16 protein-coding genes and 1 tRNA gene are annotated in these 16,073 nt (G+C 27.5%); 8 read left to right on the top strand and 9 right to left on the bottom strand.

The features are described 5' to 3' along the window. The first annotated feature begins 87 nt into the window (after positions 1–87). Both BPP43_RS05225 and BPP43_RS05220 read left to right on the top strand, forming a co-directional pair. A complete protein-coding gene (locus BPP43_RS05225) occupies positions 88–1,278 on the top strand; it encodes a sensor histidine kinase (RefSeq protein ID WP_013244840.1) in 1,191 nt (396 codons plus the stop codon). 3 nt (positions 1,279–1,281) lie between these two features. After that, positions 1,282–2,622 carry a sigma-54-dependent transcriptional regulator gene (locus BPP43_RS05220; protein WP_013244841.1) on the top strand — a complete coding sequence of 447 codons (1,341 nt, stop codon included), beginning with the start codon at positions 1,282–1,284 and terminating at the stop codon, positions 2,620–2,622. Between the two features lie 432 nt (positions 2,623–3,054). Here the strand turns inward: BPP43_RS05220 and BPP43_RS05215 are convergent, their stop codons facing one another. The 8 genes from BPP43_RS05215 to BPP43_RS05180 form a co-directional block, all read right to left on the bottom strand. Continuing rightward, positions 3,055–3,519, bottom strand: a complete 465-nt coding sequence (locus BPP43_RS05215) for a PTS sugar transporter subunit IIA (protein WP_013244842.1) — start codon at positions 3,517–3,519, stop codon at positions 3,055–3,057. An 81-nt stretch (positions 3,520–3,600) separates the two neighbouring features. After that, complete coding sequence (recF, locus tag BPP43_RS05210; RefSeq protein WP_015274374.1) at positions 3,601–4,668, bottom strand: DNA replication/repair protein RecF; 1,068 nt, start codon at positions 4,666–4,668, stop codon at positions 3,601–3,603. A 71-nt stretch (positions 4,669–4,739) separates the two neighbouring features. Then, positions 4,740–5,027: a putative quinol monooxygenase gene (locus BPP43_RS05205; protein ID WP_013244844.1), complete on the bottom strand. Its 288-nt coding sequence runs from the start codon at positions 5,025–5,027 to the stop codon at positions 4,740–4,742. Next, entirely contained in the window at positions 5,020–5,616 is a 597-nt protein-coding gene (gene pth / locus BPP43_RS05200; RefSeq protein WP_015274373.1) for an aminoacyl-tRNA hydrolase, read from the bottom strand. The genes BPP43_RS05205 and pth (BPP43_RS05200) overlap by 8 nt, the downstream gene beginning before the upstream one ends. Next, the gene (gene pth, locus BPP43_RS05195) at positions 5,613–6,212 is read right to left on the bottom strand and encodes an aminoacyl-tRNA hydrolase (RefSeq protein ID WP_014932684.1); all 600 of its coding nucleotides are present in this window, start codon (positions 6,210–6,212) and stop codon (positions 5,613–5,615) included. The genes pth (BPP43_RS05200) and pth (BPP43_RS05195) overlap by 4 nt, the downstream gene beginning before the upstream one ends. Before the next feature lie 28 nt (positions 6,213–6,240). After that, entirely contained in the window at positions 6,241–6,837 is a 597-nt protein-coding gene (locus BPP43_RS05190; protein ID WP_013244847.1) for a 50S ribosomal protein L25, read from the bottom strand. A 26-nt stretch (positions 6,838–6,863) separates the two neighbouring features. After that, positions 6,864–7,817 carry a ribose-phosphate diphosphokinase gene (locus tag BPP43_RS05185; RefSeq protein WP_014932685.1) on the bottom strand — a complete coding sequence of 318 codons (954 nt, stop codon included), beginning with the start codon at positions 7,815–7,817 and terminating at the stop codon, positions 6,864–6,866. Positions 7,818–7,841: 24 nt separating this feature from the next. Continuing rightward, positions 7,842–7,913, bottom strand: a tRNA-Gln gene (locus tag BPP43_RS05180). A gap of 223 nt (positions 7,914–8,136) precedes the next feature. Here BPP43_RS05180 and BPP43_RS05175 point away from each other — a divergent pair. The 4 genes from BPP43_RS05175 (at position 8,137) to BPP43_RS05160 (ending at position 11,895) form a co-directional block, all read left to right on the top strand. Continuing rightward, the gene (locus BPP43_RS05175; RefSeq protein ID WP_013244849.1) at positions 8,137–8,520 is read left to right on the top strand and encodes a RidA family protein; all 384 of its coding nucleotides are present in this window, start codon (positions 8,137–8,139) and stop codon (positions 8,518–8,520) included. 99 nt (positions 8,521–8,619) lie between these two features. Further along, on the top strand, positions 8,620–9,477 hold the full coding sequence (locus BPP43_RS05170) for a DUF368 domain-containing protein (protein WP_013244850.1): 858 nt from the start codon (positions 8,620–8,622) through the stop codon (positions 9,475–9,477). Between the two features lie 85 nt (positions 9,478–9,562). Continuing rightward, positions 9,563–10,840: a tetratricopeptide repeat protein gene (locus tag BPP43_RS05165; protein WP_014932686.1), complete on the top strand. Its 1,278-nt coding sequence runs from the start codon at positions 9,563–9,565 to the stop codon at positions 10,838–10,840. Positions 10,841–10,854: 14 nt separating this feature from the next. Further along, positions 10,855–11,895 (top strand): tetratricopeptide repeat protein, encoded by a 1,041-nt coding sequence (locus tag BPP43_RS05160; RefSeq protein WP_013244852.1) that lies wholly within the window; start codon positions 10,855–10,857, stop codon positions 11,893–11,895. Positions 11,896–11,943: 48 nt separating this feature from the next. Here the strand turns inward: BPP43_RS05160 and BPP43_RS05155 are convergent, their stop codons facing one another. Further along, complete coding sequence (locus BPP43_RS05155; protein ID WP_013244853.1) at positions 11,944–12,309, bottom strand: helix-turn-helix domain-containing protein; 366 nt, start codon at positions 12,307–12,309, stop codon at positions 11,944–11,946. Positions 12,310–12,563: 254 nt separating this feature from the next. Here BPP43_RS05155 and BPP43_RS05150 point away from each other — a divergent pair, with 254 nt between their 5' ends. Next, positions 12,564–13,361: an undecaprenyl-diphosphate phosphatase gene (locus BPP43_RS05150; protein ID WP_015274372.1), complete on the top strand. Its 798-nt coding sequence runs from the start codon at positions 12,564–12,566 to the stop codon at positions 13,359–13,361. 20 nt (positions 13,362–13,381) lie between these two features. Beyond that, positions 13,382–16,054 carry a DNA translocase FtsK 4TM domain-containing protein gene (locus BPP43_RS05145; RefSeq protein WP_252832416.1) on the top strand — a complete coding sequence of 891 codons (2,673 nt, stop codon included), beginning with the start codon at positions 13,382–13,384 and terminating at the stop codon, positions 16,052–16,054. Positions 16,055–16,073 lie beyond the last annotated feature (19 nt).

The following is a 16,073-nucleotide window of genomic DNA, read 5'->3' as shown; positions in this document are numbered from 1 at the left end:
CTTTTTGTTTATAGTCAAGTGGCAAAAAGTAATATTCTAATTAAATATTAGTATTGAAGTTTTTTGTTTTTTTATTATACTTTTAGAATGAATAGAAGAAATCAATTTTTTGATAAGATAATAAAAAACTTCGATAAAGTTTCGGATATAGAAAAAAAAAGAATAATTGAAAGATTAGCTTTGCTTTCAAATTCTCAAAATATAATAATAGAGAATTTAGAAGAAGGCATAATAGCAATAGATATCAACGGTATAATTCAAGGTATAAATAAAAAAGCATGTTTTTTGTTATCTATACCAAGAAACTCTGAAGATAAAGCAATTTCAAAATGTATAAATAACACCAATATAGGAAGATTAATATTAGAACTATTAGAAGCAAATAATACAGATACGAAAATTATAAAAGATGATAAAAATGACAGAATGCTTCAAATAGATATTTTGCCACTTGGAGATTCTGGAATCATTATAGGAACTTTAATAAAAATATTTGATATTACAAAAAGCTATGAAAGTGCTCAGAAGCTTAAACGTGCTGAACAGTTGGCATCTTTTACAACGCTTGCAGCTGGGGTTGCTCATGAAATAAAAAATCCTCTAGGCTCTATTTCTATATATGTGCAGTTGATAGAAAAAATTATTAAAAAAAATATGGACAATGATTGCCAGTGTTATAATGAGTTTAGAGATTATTGTAATATTATTAAAGAAGAGATTAGCAGGCTTGAAGATACCATTAATTCGTTTTTATTTTCTGTTCGTAAATTAGTTCTTAATTTGGAAGATATTAATATAAACTCTTTGATACTTTCTACTGTTGATTTTTTGAAATATGAAATAGAAAATAATAATATAAAAATAGATATAAAATTTGATATAGAAAATTTAATTTTAAAAATAGATGAGAAATATATAAAACAATGTTTAATTAACATAATACAAAACTCAATAGATTCTATTATAGAAAAGAAAAAACATAATAAATCAGATGAGAATAATATATCAATAAAGTTAAAATTATTAGATAATTATGCTTTAATATCAATTAAAGATACAGGCATTGGTATAAAAGAGGAAGAATTATCAAAGATATTTGAGCCATATTTTACAACCAAAAGAAACGGCACAGGCTTGGGACTTACGAATGTTATACGAATAATAGAGGCACATAATGGAAGTTTTAATATAGAGAGCAAATATGGTTTTGGAAGCGAGGCTATTATTAAACTTCCTTTGATGCTTGAGAATCAAAAATTTTTGGAGAGTGATTTTTAATTTATGCCTAAGATATTAGTTATAGACGATGAGAAAAACATAAGAGACGGTATAAAGAAGTCTTTAGAGTATGAGGGCTATGAAGTAGTTACTGCGGAGAATGGAGAGAAGGGAATAGAAACAGTTTATAAAGGCGGAATTGATTTAGTTATTACAGACTTAAAAATGCCTGAAAAGACTGGAGAAGAGTTTTTGCATGACATATTAGAGTTTGATAAACATATACCCGTTATAATACTCACAGGGCATGGCAATATAGAAACAGCTGTTGATATGATGCGTCTTGGTGCTTATGATTTTATGACTAAACCTTTTAACATAGACAAAATGCTTCTTATTATAGCAAGGGCATTAGAAAATAAAAACATAAAAAAGACAAATGAAACATTAGAAAAAAGAGTTGACTATCATGAAAGTTTTTATGGAATGATAGGTCATAGCAGTAAGATGCTTAAAGTATATGAAGCAATAAAACAGGTGGCAAGAACAAAAGCTACTGTACTTATAGAAGGCGAAAGCGGAACTGGTAAAGAATTAGTTGCTAATGCTATTCATCAAATATCAGACAGAGCCAAACAGCCCTATATTACTGTGAACTGTGCTGCACTTTCTGAGGGTGTTTTGGAGAGTGAATTATTTGGTCATGAGAAGGGTTCTTTTACTGGTGCAATAGATAAAAAAATAGGTAGGTTTGAGGCTGCCAATAAAGGTACTATATTTTTAGATGAGATAGGTGAGATTAATCAGGTTGTTCAGGTAAAGCTTTTGAGAGTACTTGAAGAGAGAGTGATAGAGAGGGTAGGTTCTAATACTCCTATTAGTGTTGATATTAGGGTGATTGCTGCTACAAATAAAAAATTATCTGAAGAAATAAAAGAGGGTAGGTTTAGAGAGGATTTATATTATAGGCTTAATGTTATAAAAATAGAAATGCCTCCTCTTAGAGAAAGAAGAGAGGATATACCTTTACTTATAGATAATTTTATTAAAGAGTTTTCTCAGGTTCATAATATAGAGATTACTAATGTAGATAAAAAAGTATATAAACTATTATCTTCACTACAATGGGAAGGTAATGTACGTGAGCTTAGAAACACTGTAGAGACTATGGTTGTGATGTCTAAAGATGGCAAGATAGATGAAAGCAATATTCCTAATTGGGTTTTAACATCTAGCACAGATGATTTTATTATAGATAAAGAGATGACATTAGAAGAGCTTGAGAAAAAATATATAAATCATCTTTTAAGCAAAAACAATTTTAATAAAGCACAAGTAGCAAAGATTTTAGGTATAGAGCGAGCAACACTTTACAGAAAGCTTAAAGATTATAATGTTGATTAATTGTATCTAGTTCCAACATATAATAAAAAATATAAAAAATTTATTGTTCTTTTTCCCGCCTTACGCGGTGCGTACTTCGTCAAAGAACCTTATATCCTTCAGATACGCTTCGCGAAAGTGCAAATGTTTTAGCTTTATATTTTGGGATATATAAAATAATGTCTATATTCTGTATATACATCAAAAGCTATACTTCATTAAATGCAGCCTTTTTGCTTCTTTGGGTCACGCCTTACCTAAAGGTACTTCCTACGGTCGCCCTGAAGGACTCCCTTTGGTCGCCGGCACTTCCTTCAGTCGCAAAAGAAGTGGGGGTGCGTACCCTAAGGGCACGCTTCGCAGGGGGGGGGGGCTAGCCACCGCAATAATTAAAAAAAATATATAATAAAAGGGGCTTTTAAAAGCCCCTTCATAAATTCATTTTTCAAAAAATTATTTTACAGCTGTCATTATAATTTCAGTTGTATTTACTTCTCTTGGGTCTGTTTTTGTAAGTGATTTTAATTCGCTGTAATTTGAAATTATTATAGGAGATGTTATATCATATTCTTTTTCAACTTCTTCCTTTTCAAATTCTATAAGTAAAGTACCTGCTTTTACTTTATCTCCTTCTTTAACATGAGCTTTAAAATATTTTCCGCCAAGTCTTACAGTATCCATTCCTATATGTATTAATATTTCAACTCCTCCAGCTAATAAACCTATAGCATGGTTTGTATCTATCATAGTAATAACTTCACCATCTACAGGAGCATATACTTTACCTTCAGAAGGTATAATTGCCATTCCATCTCCAAGTGCTTTGCTTGAAAAGGCTTCATCTTTTACTTCTGTAATATCAATTAATTTTCCATTAATAGGTGCTTTTATTTGAATTTTTTTAGAGAATAATCCCATAATATAACACTCCGTTTTTTATTGATTATTTGTAATAAGTTTAACATAAACAATTATAATGTAAAGAAGTTTATTAAAAATTTAATTTTTTATATTAACAATATCAAAAACTCTACTCTCTTCAAATTTTGATAACTTTTCTTTTTCAGTAACTGTAATAAATACTTGACCTAATGTTTTTATATATTCTAAAATACTTTCTCTTTTAATGTTATCAAGTTCAAGCATAGCATCATCTATTAATAGTATTGGGGATTTTTTTCTGTATTCATATAATATTTTTTCACTTGCCAGTTTCATTATAAGAGTAAGCATTCTTTTTTCACCTTGAGAAGAAAATTTTCTTGATAGAGAATCCTTATAAAAGAATTGATACTCGGCTCTATGTATACCAAAATATGTAGTACGCATTTTTATCTGCTCTTTTATTGTACTTTCTAATTTTTTTATATATTCATTTTCATTTGCTATATCTTCTATTGTAGATAAATATTTTATTTTGTATGGGTTATCATTTTGAAAAATAGTTCTGTATATTTCATTCATCTTTTCTTCTAAAAGCATAGAATATTTTTTATTTTCATTAGCAATATATAAAGATAATTTTGCTATATCTTCATTATAAATATGAGCATCATTTGGACTTGTTGTCAGATAAATATTTCTCATTTTTAGAAGTTTGTTGTATTTTATGAGTGATAAAAGATATTCATTTGAAATGCTTGATATTAGCATATTAAAATAATCTCTTCTAAGTTTAGGCTCTGATGTTACCATATCAGTGTCATTAGGAAGAAATATAACATAAAGTATTTTGCCTATTAAATTTTTTCTTGAGGTAATTTCTTTTTTGTTTATAAATACTTTTTTTGTTTTTTTTTGATATACTATTTCTATATTAGTGTCATAATTCAAATCATCTTCTTTGAATATTCCTCTTAAAAAATAATTATCATTTCCATATTTTATTAATTCTCTGTCTAAACGAGTTCTAAATGATATTCCATTTCCAAGAATATATATAGCTTCTAGTATATTAGTTTTTCCACAACCGTTTATTCCATATAGTATATTAATATGCTTTGAAAATTCGAATGTATTTTCATTATAATTTCTAAAAGAACGTAACGTTAGTTCTTTGAGTATCATAAATATCCTTAAATATAATAATTAATGATTATACACTATAATTATAAAAGTTTTAATATATTTAATTATTTTTATATATTTATTTTTTTGTATAATGTTACATCCATTTCGCCGTCAAGAAACTCAGCTAATTTAGGAACTATAGTTATAAAATGATTGCTGCTGTTATGAGACTTTATAGCTTCTTCATCTTTCCATTCTTCTATAAAAGTTAAACATAATCCGTCTATGCTTTCATAAATATCATAAGCTATACATCCATCTTCTTTTCTGCTTTCTATTATTAATTCTTTAGCCAATTTTAAAAAATCATCTTTTTTATCTTTTTTTATATAGTTTTTGGCTACAATTTTAATCATTGTTTGTGTCCTTATTATTTATTCTTTTATTATATTTGTTTTGTGCTATAGTGTATGATTCAAATAATATAGTTTTTATAGCCTCTATTACATTTTCACCCAAATCATTATCTATATTTTCTCTCTCACTTTTACTAAAAGAAGATAGAACATAATCATTAACCTTTTTTCCAAAACTTGGTCTTCCTATTCCAACTCTAAGTCTTATAAAATCATCAGTTTGTAATTGTGCTATTAAACTTTTTATTCCATTATGCCCGCCAGAACTTCCGCCTTTTTTTATCTTAAAAATTCCAAACGGTATATCCATATCATCATATATTACTATTATATCTTCTGGTTTTATATTGAAAAATTTTGATATATAAATGGCAGATTCTCCAGAGAGATTCATAAAAGTTTGAGGTTTTAATAGTATAAAATCTGTGTTATTAAGTTTTGCTCTTGTAAATAATGATTTTTTTTTGTTATTGTCGAATTTGAGAGATAGGTTTTGTGCTAATTTGTCAATAATAATAAAACCTATATTATGCCTATGATTTTTATATTCTTCGCCCGGATTACCAAGCCCAATTACTAATTTTGTCATAGATACTTCTTTTTAGATGTTTTATTATTAGATTCAAATAAAACCTTACATATAGCATCAACTACATCATCAGTTATATCTTTTATTTTTTTTCTTTCATCTTTTGTGAAAGGGGATAAGACGAAATCAGCTATTTCTTGACCTTCAGCAGGTGCACCTATACCAATACCAACTCTAGTAAAATTATTGCTTTTTAATGACTCTTCTATGCTTTTGATACCATTATGTTTTATAGGACCTTCTTTTTCTTCATTGTCATTATCATCAGCATCATTTTTAGCGATTACAAGTTTGAACTCGCCTACAGGAATATTCATATCATCATATATAACAATAATATCATCAACTGCGATTTTCATGAAGCTAGCCATATATAAAGCAGCCTCACCAGAAAGATTCATAAAAGTTTGCGGTTTGAGGAGAAGATATTCAATTTTACCATATTTAGCCTTACCAAATACAGTTTTCTTTTTTTTAATATCTAATTCTACATTAAGTTTCTTGGCAACCTTATCGAGTATCATATAACCGACATTATGTCTATGATTTTGATATTCATTACCAGGATTGCCAAGTCCCATAACTAATTTCATCATAAAATAAGATTATCCTGTAATTTTATTATTATGCTTCAGCAGCAGCACCTTTGTTAGGAGTATCTTCATCTTGTGTAGTAACAACAGTAACAACAGCTTTAGAACCGTCACCTACAGGGTCTACACCTTCTGGGAATTTAATATCACTTATGTGTAAGCTGCTTCCAACTTTAAGTTCTGTAACATCAACAGTAATTTCTCTAGGTATAGAACCAGGGAAAGCTTTTATAGGTAATTCATATTCAACTTGTTCTAATGTACCGCCGCCCAAACGAACACCTTCAGGTATTCCTTCAATACGAATAGGTACGAAAGTTTTGATTTTTTTGTTTCTATCTATTTCATAGAAATCTATATGTCTGATAGTTCTTTTGATACCATCTAATTGATAGTCTTTAACTAGAACTTCTCTTTTTTGATCGTTTTGTATATCTAAAGTAATAATATCATGCTGTCCAGCTAAAGAGAATATTTTTACGAATTCTTTTAATTCTACAGCAATAGCATATTCTTTGCCTCTTCCGTAAAGAGTAGCTAAAGCATATCCGTCATTAATTAGTTTATGACCAACGCTTTTTTTAGTAGTATCTCTTTGTAAAGCTTTAATAGTGTAATTTTCACTCATTTTAGTTTCCTTCAAAAAATAATGTTTTACTGATCAAATAAAACGCTTATAGAACGTTCTAAATGTATATATTTAATAGCATTAGCAATAACAGGAGCAACAGAGAGCACTTCTATTTTACTGCCTAATCTGTCAGTCATTACTTTTAAGCTATCAGTAATATAAAGTTTTTCTACTTCACTAGCATTGATTCTCTCGTAAGCATCACCAGAACATACTGCATGAGTTATAAATATATATATTTTTCTCATACCTGCTTTTTTAAGAGCTGCAATACCTTTAAGTAATGTTCCGCCGGTATCAATAATATCATCTATAATGATAGCATCTTTACCTTCTACATTACCAATAACATTCATAACCTCGCATTCATTTGCTCTGTCTCTTCTTTTATCTATAATAGCAATATCGAGATTAAGAGTTTTTGCTATAAATCTAGCTCTTCCTACACCGCCTATATCAGGTGAAACAACCATAGCATTTGATATATCTATATCCTTTCTTATTTTTTCTAAGAAAACATTTTTAGAAAGCATATGATCAACAGGTATATCAAAAAAGCCTTGTATTTGAGCTGCGTGCAAATCAAGAGCTAAAACTCTGTGAACGCCAGAAGCTTGCAAGAGGTTAGCTACTAATTTAGCAGTTATAGGCACTCTAGGTTCATTTTTTCTATCTTGTCTAGAATATCCGTAATATGGTATAACAGCAGTAATTCTTTTAGCACTAGCTCTTTTTAAAGCATCTATTACACAGAATAATTCCATCCAACTTTCATTGCTGGAAGGTCTTCCTGTAGGCTGAATTATGTATGTATCTTTATTTCTAGCAGTTTCTTCTATTTGTACGAAGGTTTCACCATCAGCGAATTTGCGTATTTGCATATTGCCCAATTTAATGCCTAAATTATCAACAACATCTTTAGCAAGCTGAGGGTTAGCTGTACCGCTTAAAACTAATATTTCTTCTTCTATACCCATAATTACAACCACATTAAAGAAAAGTTGGGGTGGGAGGATTCGAACCCCCGAATAAATGGACCAAAACCACTTGTCTTACCGCTTGACGACACCCCAGTATTGATTTTTTTATTTCTAAAAGCTTATGAGTACCGAATTATACTACATAATAAAAAATTGTCAAGAGGCTTTATTGTTAATTAATAAATATATTTTATATTTTATTATATAAAATAGTATAAAGTTTTATATTATTTGCTTGATATTTTGTAAAAAATTATTATAATTCTTTCAATAAAATGGTGATTAAATTAAATAATATAAAAAAGGAGAATCTTTTATGGAGAAAAAAATAATAAAAACTCACAAAGCACCACAAGCTATAGGTCCTTATTCTCAAGCTGTTAAAAGCGGAAATTTTATATTTGCTTCAGGTCAGATACCTCTAGACCCTGTTAGCGGTGCTATGGCTGAAAACAATATTCAAGCACAGACAGAAAGAGTAATGGAAAATATTAAAGGTTTATTAGAATCTGAAAACTTAACTTTTGCTAATGTTATTAAAACTACTTGTTTCTTAAGCGATATGGCTAATTTTGCTGCTTTCAATGAAGTATATGCTAAATATTTCACAGAAAACCCTCCTGCAAGAAGTACAGTAGCTGTTAAAGCTTTACCTAAAGATGCTTTAGTAGAAGTTGAAATTATAGCTGTTGTAGAGTGATTTTGACTATTAAAGCCATGTGTTTTGATGCATGGCTTATTTTATTTAAGCACTTTAATAAAAAATAAATCATAAAAAAATCTAAACAAAGAGAATAAAATGAACATAAGAAATTATATATCTTACCTTATTAAGGGTATGGCTATAGGTGTGGCAAATGCTATACCTGGTGTTTCTGGCGGTACTATAGCGTTTGTACTTGGAATATACGAAAATCTTACTTATGCTATATCTACTTTGCCTACTGCTATTATTAAATTAAAATGGAAAGAGGTAGGGGAGAGCTTAAAAATATTAGTACCTGTTTTTTTGGGTGCTGGAGTTTCTATAGTACTTTTTTTAAATATTATTAATTATTTATTTCAATATTACCCTATACCTACTAAAATATTTTTTGTAGGGCTTATACTTGGTTCTTTTCCGTTTGTTACTAAGACTATAGATAAATTTGATTTTAAAGTATTTATATCTTTTTTTATAGGTGCTTTTATAATGGCAATATTTGTTTACTTCGATATTAATAAGCCTGCTGGAGAGACTACTTATACTGGAGATTTTTCTATATTTTATGGAATTAAATTATTTTTCTGCGGTATAGCTGCGGCTGTTGCTATGGTGATACCTGGTATATCTGGTTCTTTGCTTTTATTAATATTGGGTGAGTATGAGAATGTATCTAATCTTGTATCTACTCTTACTAAAAATTTTGCTAATGTATATCCATTAATGTTTTTAGGTCTTGGGGTTGCTATAGGAATTTTTACTATATCTAAACTTGTTACTATTGTTATACAAAAACATAAATCTATATTATTTGGTTTTGTACTTGGTATAATAGTTGTATCTTTTTTAAGTTTATGGCCTAATATTACTACTTTAAGTTTGGGAATGCTTACTGCAACAGTTTTATCTATGTGTTTTGGCTTTTTAATTGCTATGATTATGGAAAAAATATAAAGTTTTTATTTATTTTTTTATAGCATAGTGTAAAATTTATAATATATGCATCCGACTATTATAATAGTACAAAGAGGATAATAAGATGAAAAGATTAAAAAACAATAAATTATATCTATTATTAACTTTAGTATTAGTAGCTTTTGCATACTTATACACTAGTTTGATTGCTCAGACCTCTTCTGATAGAATTAGTATAGAAAATTATAATGATTTGCCTAACTCTAGAAGACTTGTAACTAAACTTAATATTAAACATATAGAAGAAAATAAAGTGGAAGTAAGTTGGGTTGGTATTTATCATCCGAATTTGATGTATTATGTTTATAGAAGTGAAGACCCTATTTTAAGTAAAACAGTGCTTACTAATGCAAAAGTGGTAGCTTCAACAAAAGCAACTAACGCTTCTACTACATATACTATCTATGATAATTTACCTAAATATGATAAATATTATTATGCTGTAATATCATATATAGATAATATTAATTTCTACACTGCTACAGAAAATATGGATTTGATGCAGTTTGAATATTATGACCCATTTAAAAATGATATGACTAATATCAATAATGAAATAAATACTAATGAAATCATTACTAATAATATTATTACAAATGATATTATAACTAATGACCTTAATACTAATAATACTTACTTTACAAATGATATGCTTACAAACATAGTAAGTAGTAATGATTTTTTAAGTTATTATCCGAATACTAATTTATTTGATACAAATTATACTATATTGCCTCCTACAAATTATGTTGATCTCTATTACACTACTAATAGAATAGACTCAAATAGAGGAATAGTTTTCAGTACAAATTATTACAATTATACTAATTATTATAACTTGACTAATAATTATACTAATTACTATAACACTACTAAAATATATATAATTAATCCTACTAATGATTCATTGACTAATGAAATTAATACTAATGATTTTGTTACTAATGACTTTACAAATCAAAGCCGTATGGTTGAAAACGTTACAAATGAATTAAAGGTTACTAGTTTTACAAATGATAAGAATGAGAATATTGTTAATGTTGAGATAAAAAAAGATAACACTAAAAAGACTCCAACTGAATATCAAAGATATAGTTCTGAATATCAGAGGGCTTTGGCTCAGTTTAAGGCTAATAATTATGCCGGAGCAATTAAAATTTTAGAGCCTATATCAAGAAAAAAAGTTGATAGTGCTTTATATTATGATATTAATTTACTTCTTGGTAAATCCTATAAGAGTGCTGGAAGAAAAAAGAATGCTTTAGATACATTGAAAAAAATAAAATCTATTAATCCTAATGAAGTTAATTTCTGGATTAATCAAGTTTTAAGTGATTTATAATAAAAGGAGAGATTATGAAAACTTATGCAGCAGTTTTAGCTTCTGTTATTACAGTTGTAGCTATATTGATAGGTGTTTTTATTACTAAAGTTTCTACCTTGTCTTCTCCTGAAAGATATTTCCAGAAAGGAAAAAGATATTATGAATTAGAAAATTATAATGAAGCTATCAATAATTTAAATGAATATTTGTCTATAGACAGCAGGTCAAAACCTGTAAGCAATGTAGCAGAATCTTATTTTATTGTAGCTGATTCATTAAAGAAAATGAAAAATTATAATTTAGCTAAAAATCGTTTATCTGAAATAATAGACGGTGTGGGTTTTGAAGCTTATCAGCTTGATGCTATAATAGCTTATGCAGATATAGCAAGATTACAAAACAGTGCTGACCAATATATCATTGCTAAATTACAAAATAATTTAAAACCTGCTGATAAATCTTTAGCTTCTACTATAAATATGCAATATGGATATCAGTTGTTCTTTGAGAAAAAATATGGTGAAGCTTTAAGTTATTTTTTAAGGTCAGATGGTGAGTTAGCAGTTTTGGGAAGAGCTAGAGTTTATTTTGCTATGAATGAATATGACAGAGCTTTTGAAATATATGAAGATTTCTTAAAATATTATAATACTAGCATTTATTATAATGAGGTTTCAAGAACTTATCTTATTCAAGTACCTGCTATAGCTCATAGAATGTATGTTCAAAAGAATTATGTTAAAGCTAGAATGTATTATAATAAAATAGCTACTCTTTTCCCTAGAACAAAATATCAGGAAGAGGCTTTATTTAAAATTGGTGAGTCTTATTATAATGAGAAAAATTATAATAGTGCTGTAGATTATTTTAATAGAGTAAGATTAAATAATGTTTATACTCTTGATGCTGAAGCTTTGCTTTATATTGGATTATCATACTTCAAAGTTGGAAGATATTCTGATTCTTATAAAGCTTTAGATACATTTGTTAATACTTATCCAGATAATCCAAATGTTTCAAGAGCTAAAGATTATATGGCTGCTTTACAAGAAACATTATTAGCTATTAATTAAGTTAATAACTTTTAATAAATAAAAGACCTTGAGCAAATTAATTTTTGTTTAAGGTCTTTTTTTATTGTTTTCTGAACTTGATAATTTATTTATATCGTCTATTAAATTGGATATGATATCTAATTTATTTGATTCAACTTTTTTTAATTTTTCATAAGTGTTTAGAAGTTTATCATCTCTATTTTCTAGGTTGCTGCTTTTTATAGTTAATAGACTTTCTGGAGTTGTTTCTAAGGCTCTTGCTATTTTATTTAATCTTTTTACTGATATATTTCTATTACCAACTTCTATGCCTTGCAAATATTTACTTGATACCCCTGCATGTTCTGCTAGGGCGTCTATAGTCATTTTTTTGCTTTTTCTAAGTAATCTTATGTTGTAACCTAAATTATATAATAAGATTTCATTTTCCATATATAAAGTCCTTTTATAATAGAATATTTTATATTATATGAATTTTTAATCTTTAAAAAAACAATATATAAGTTGTATATTGCATGAAAATACCTATTTTTTTGTTTGAAATGTAGTAGATTCATATTAAAAAGTTGCTCTATAAAAATATTAATTAGAGTTTACATAATTTTTTTGTGTTGTTTTTTTTAAACTATCCGAGAATTATAACAGTATTATGTAAACAATTTATAAAGAATAGGGGTAGTTTTTTAATGGTAAAAGCAATTATATTAGGATTTATTCAAGCAGTTACTGAATTTTTGCCAGTATCTAGTTCAGGTCATTTGAGAATAGCAGAATATTTCCTTCAGTTTAATACAGAAAACATATTATCTTTTGAAATAGCACTTCATTTTGGTACATTTTTAGCCACTTGTTTGGTATTTCGTAAGGATATTATTAATGCAATAGTTGGTTTCTTTTCTGGATTAAAAGATATTAAATATTCAAGCAAAAATAGCGAAGGTTTCAGGGTTGGGCTTATGGTAATTATAGCTTCAATACCTGTTGCTATAGTGGGTTTGTTTTTAGAGGAATATTTAAGCAATATTGATACAAAGAGAGTAGGGCTTAATCTTATTATAACTGGTTCTATACTTCTTCTTACAAAAAAAGCTGATAGAGGAATTAATAAAGATGCTCTTACAACAACATATTATAATGCTTTATTGATTGGTTTTGCTCAGGCTATAGCAGTTTTCCCTGGAATATCAAGGTCTGGTATGACTATAAGTGCTGCTTTATTTTTGGGGCTTAATAGAGATTTTGCAGGAAGATTTTCTTTTTTAATATCTTTGCCTGCTATATTTGGTGCTTTGCTTCTTTCTTTAAAGGATTTAACAGACTTTAATGTTACTTATGTGATAGTTGGTCTTCTTACTTCTTTTATATTTGGAGTTATTGCTTTAAAGTTTTTAATGTCTTTTCTCAAAAAAGGAAAGCTTTATTACTTTAGTTTTTACTGCATAATAGTTGGTTTAGCTGTGTATATATATTTTATTAATGCTTAAAAATAGCTGGAGTTTTTATAATGTTTACTAAAAGAAAATTAAACATACAAAAAAGAGCTGAGAGTAAAAATGTTTATCAATCATATGATGATAAAAATAGAAACCCTATATATGATATTATTGGTTTTTTATGCATACTTTTTGCTGGTATATTAATTTTATCATATTTGAGTGCTAATATAGGAGAGATGAATACTTCTCTTGCAACAAATAATTTACTTGGTAAGTTTGGTGCTTATATTGCTGAGTATTCATTTTCTGCTTTTGGTGTTTCTTCTTTTGTAATACCTGCATTTTTTATATATGCTGGAGTAAATATTATATTAAAAAATTCTGTTAAAAATATTTTGATGTTTGCTCTTCTTTTATCATTTGTGATGATGTTGTCTAGCATACTTCTTGATATATTACTTGGAGATAAGGCTTTTTATTATAAAGGCGGAATGATGGGAGAGGTTATAGGAGGCTCTCTTGCTTCATTATTTGGAAATATTGGTGCTGTAATAATAACTTCTGCTATACTTCTTATTACTATAATAGTATTTGCTAAAGTTTCACTGCTTGATTTAGTTAATTATTGCAAAGATATGGTAAAAAAAATAGATTTAAAAGATGTTGAGAGAAAAATATCTGATACTATAAAAACTAAAAAAGAAGAAATGAAAAGAGATGAAATGAAAGAAGAAGGAAATGAAAAAAATTATAAAAAAGAAAATAATAAAAAAAGTTCTTCTATGGATTACTTGCCTATATTTAGTAAAAAAGAAGTATCTGATTTTGAGTTTAGCAATACTCCATTTATAGAAAAAATATCTTTCAATCATTATAATTCATCTGAGAGAAAATATAATAAAAATGAAAATATAAATGATAATCTAATGGACGACTTTTTTAATAAGAGAAATGATTTTGATGATGCTAAGAATAAAGAATTAGATTATATGGTTGAGAGTTTAAATAATTTGAAAAGAGATAATTATGGAAGGATTAATGTTAATGCAATAGAAGATAGAGAAGAGGATATGGGCAATTCTTTATTTGAGGCTGCATTTGGAAATAATATAAAAACTGATATAAAAAAAAAAGAAGATGCTTTCAATCAATATAATGAATTAAAACAATATGATGATGAATATAATAAAAATGTTCATGAGGCAATAGAAAATATTGATTGGGATTTTAGCATTAATAGAGCCAAAAAGTCAGATTTTAAAAAGGCTGCTTACGAAGGTAATATTAATTATTATGATACAACAGAAAATTTTTTGAGAGCTAAAAATAGTATAAATAGCGATTATGATGAGAGTGTGATACTTGAAAATATATATAAAAACAGAGAGAGAAAGTTTAAAGAGTTAAATAATAATGATGAGAAAATAGAAAATAACAAAATAGAATATATTGAAGATTTAGATAAATTATATAAAGAGTATAAAGAAAAAACTCTAAAAAAAGAAAATACTATAAATCAGCCTATTGATGATTTTAATGATACTGATGCCTTATATAAAACTAATAGCTCTTTTAAAACTGATAATAAAGAAAATATATTAGATAAACTAAGAAGAGTTGCTAATGAAAATAAACAATTAAAAGAAATGTATGACAGAGAGCATGGCAAAATAAAAAGAGGAAGCAATAACAAAGAACAGTTAAATTATTCAGAAACAACAACTAATAAGAGCAGTCACTTTGAGTTTCCTATGGGTTATGCTTCAAAGAGAGCTTATAGAAGAGAAGACCATATACCAAATTACAATAACAATAATATTATTGATGATGATAGTATATTAAATTGTTTTGATTTGGACGAAGAAGAGCTTTACAATGTTGATAAATCTTATAATGATATAGAAGATGTAAAAATAAAAGATGATTTGAGAGAGCTTCATAATTTTTCAAATGATTCTAAATATTATGATAATACAAGCAATAATGAAGAAGAATATGATGTTGAAAAAGAACTTCAGAAATATGCTGAAAAATTAAACTCTATAGAAGATATAAAAAATGATAATGAAACTAATAGCGGTTTTATAAATATAGAATCAGAAAAAAAAGTAAACACATTAAAGGAGCCTCAAAAGCCAATACTATATAAAAATCATAAAAATGATTTTGACTTAATACAATCAAACTTTGACAGCAAGTATGTAGATAAACATTATAAAGCTCCTCCATTTGATTTGCTTAATAGATCAATTCCTGTAAATGATAATGCAATGCTTGAATCTATAAAACAAACAGCAATACAATTAGAAAATACATTGCTTGATTTTAATATAGAAGCTAAAGTTACAGGAGTATCAAGAGGACCTGTTATTACAAGATATGAGCTTGAATTAGCGGCAGGTACTAGAGTGTCAAAAATATCAAACTTAACGGACAATATTGCTTTAGCACTTGCTTCAGAGAGTGTGAGAATAATAGCACCAATACCAGGTCGCTCTGTTATAGGTATAGAGATACCAAACAAAGTGAGAAATGCTGTATTTTTAAGAGATGTATTAGAAAGCAGCGATTTCAGACAATCAAAGCTTGATATACCATTTGTACTTGGAAAAGGAATATATGGAAACAATGTTGTATCAGATATGTCTGAAGCTCCTCACTTGCTTGTTGCTGGTACTACTGGTTCTGGTAAAAGTGTTTGTTTATCTACAATAATACTTTCGCTTTTATTACAAGTTTAGACCTGATGAGCTTAAGTTT

Source organism: Brachyspira pilosicoli P43/6/78 (assembly GCF_000325665.1).
In the GTDB taxonomy this organism is placed as follows: domain Bacteria; phylum Spirochaetota; class Brachyspiria; order Brachyspirales; family Brachyspiraceae; genus Brachyspira; species Brachyspira pilosicoli.
Note: the sequence above shows the minus strand (reverse complement) of the source record. Positions and strands in the feature narration are given on the sequence as shown.

Coding starts and splice junctions, on each gene's coding strand:
- BPP43_RS05215 (WP_013244842.1), bottom strand. CDS start 3,519: ATGGGATTATTCTCTAAAAAAATTCAAATAAAAGCACCTATTAATGGA.
- BPP43_RS05205 (WP_013244844.1), bottom strand. CDS start 5,027: ATGATTAAAATTGTAGCCAAAAACTATATAAAAAAAGATAAAAAAGAT.
- BPP43_RS05170 (WP_013244850.1), top strand. CDS start 8,620: ATGAACATAAGAAATTATATATCTTACCTTATTAAGGGTATGGCTATA.
- BPP43_RS05185 (WP_014932685.1), bottom strand. CDS start 7,817: ATGGGTATAGAAGAAGAAATATTAGTTTTAAGCGGTACAGCTAACCCT.
- BPP43_RS05190 (WP_013244847.1), bottom strand. CDS start 6,837: ATGAGTGAAAATTACACTATTAAAGCTTTACAAAGAGATACTACTAAA.
- BPP43_RS05145 (WP_252832416.1), top strand. CDS start 13,382: ATGTTTACTAAAAGAAAATTAAACATACAAAAAAGAGCTGAGAGTAAA.
- pth (WP_015274373.1), bottom strand. CDS start 5,616: ATGACAAAATTAGTAATTGGGCTTGGTAATCCGGGCGAAGAATATAAA.
- BPP43_RS05160 (WP_013244852.1), top strand. CDS start 10,855: ATGAAAACTTATGCAGCAGTTTTAGCTTCTGTTATTACAGTTGTAGCT.
- BPP43_RS05155 (WP_013244853.1), bottom strand. CDS start 12,309: ATGGAAAATGAAATCTTATTATATAATTTAGGTTACAACATAAGATTA.
- BPP43_RS05165 (WP_014932686.1), top strand. CDS start 9,563: ATGAAAAGATTAAAAAACAATAAATTATATCTATTATTAACTTTAGTA.
- BPP43_RS05220 (WP_013244841.1), top strand. CDS start 1,282: ATGCCTAAGATATTAGTTATAGACGATGAGAAAAACATAAGAGACGGT.
- BPP43_RS05150 (WP_015274372.1), top strand. CDS start 12,564: ATGGTAAAAGCAATTATATTAGGATTTATTCAAGCAGTTACTGAATTT.
- BPP43_RS05175 (WP_013244849.1), top strand. CDS start 8,137: ATGGAGAAAAAAATAATAAAAACTCACAAAGCACCACAAGCTATAGGT.
- BPP43_RS05225 (WP_013244840.1), top strand. CDS start 88: ATGAATAGAAGAAATCAATTTTTTGATAAGATAATAAAAAACTTCGAT.
- recF (WP_015274374.1), bottom strand. CDS start 4,668: ATGATACTCAAAGAACTAACGTTACGTTCTTTTAGAAATTATAATGAA.
- pth (WP_014932684.1), bottom strand. CDS start 6,212: ATGATGAAATTAGTTATGGGACTTGGCAATCCTGGTAATGAATATCAA.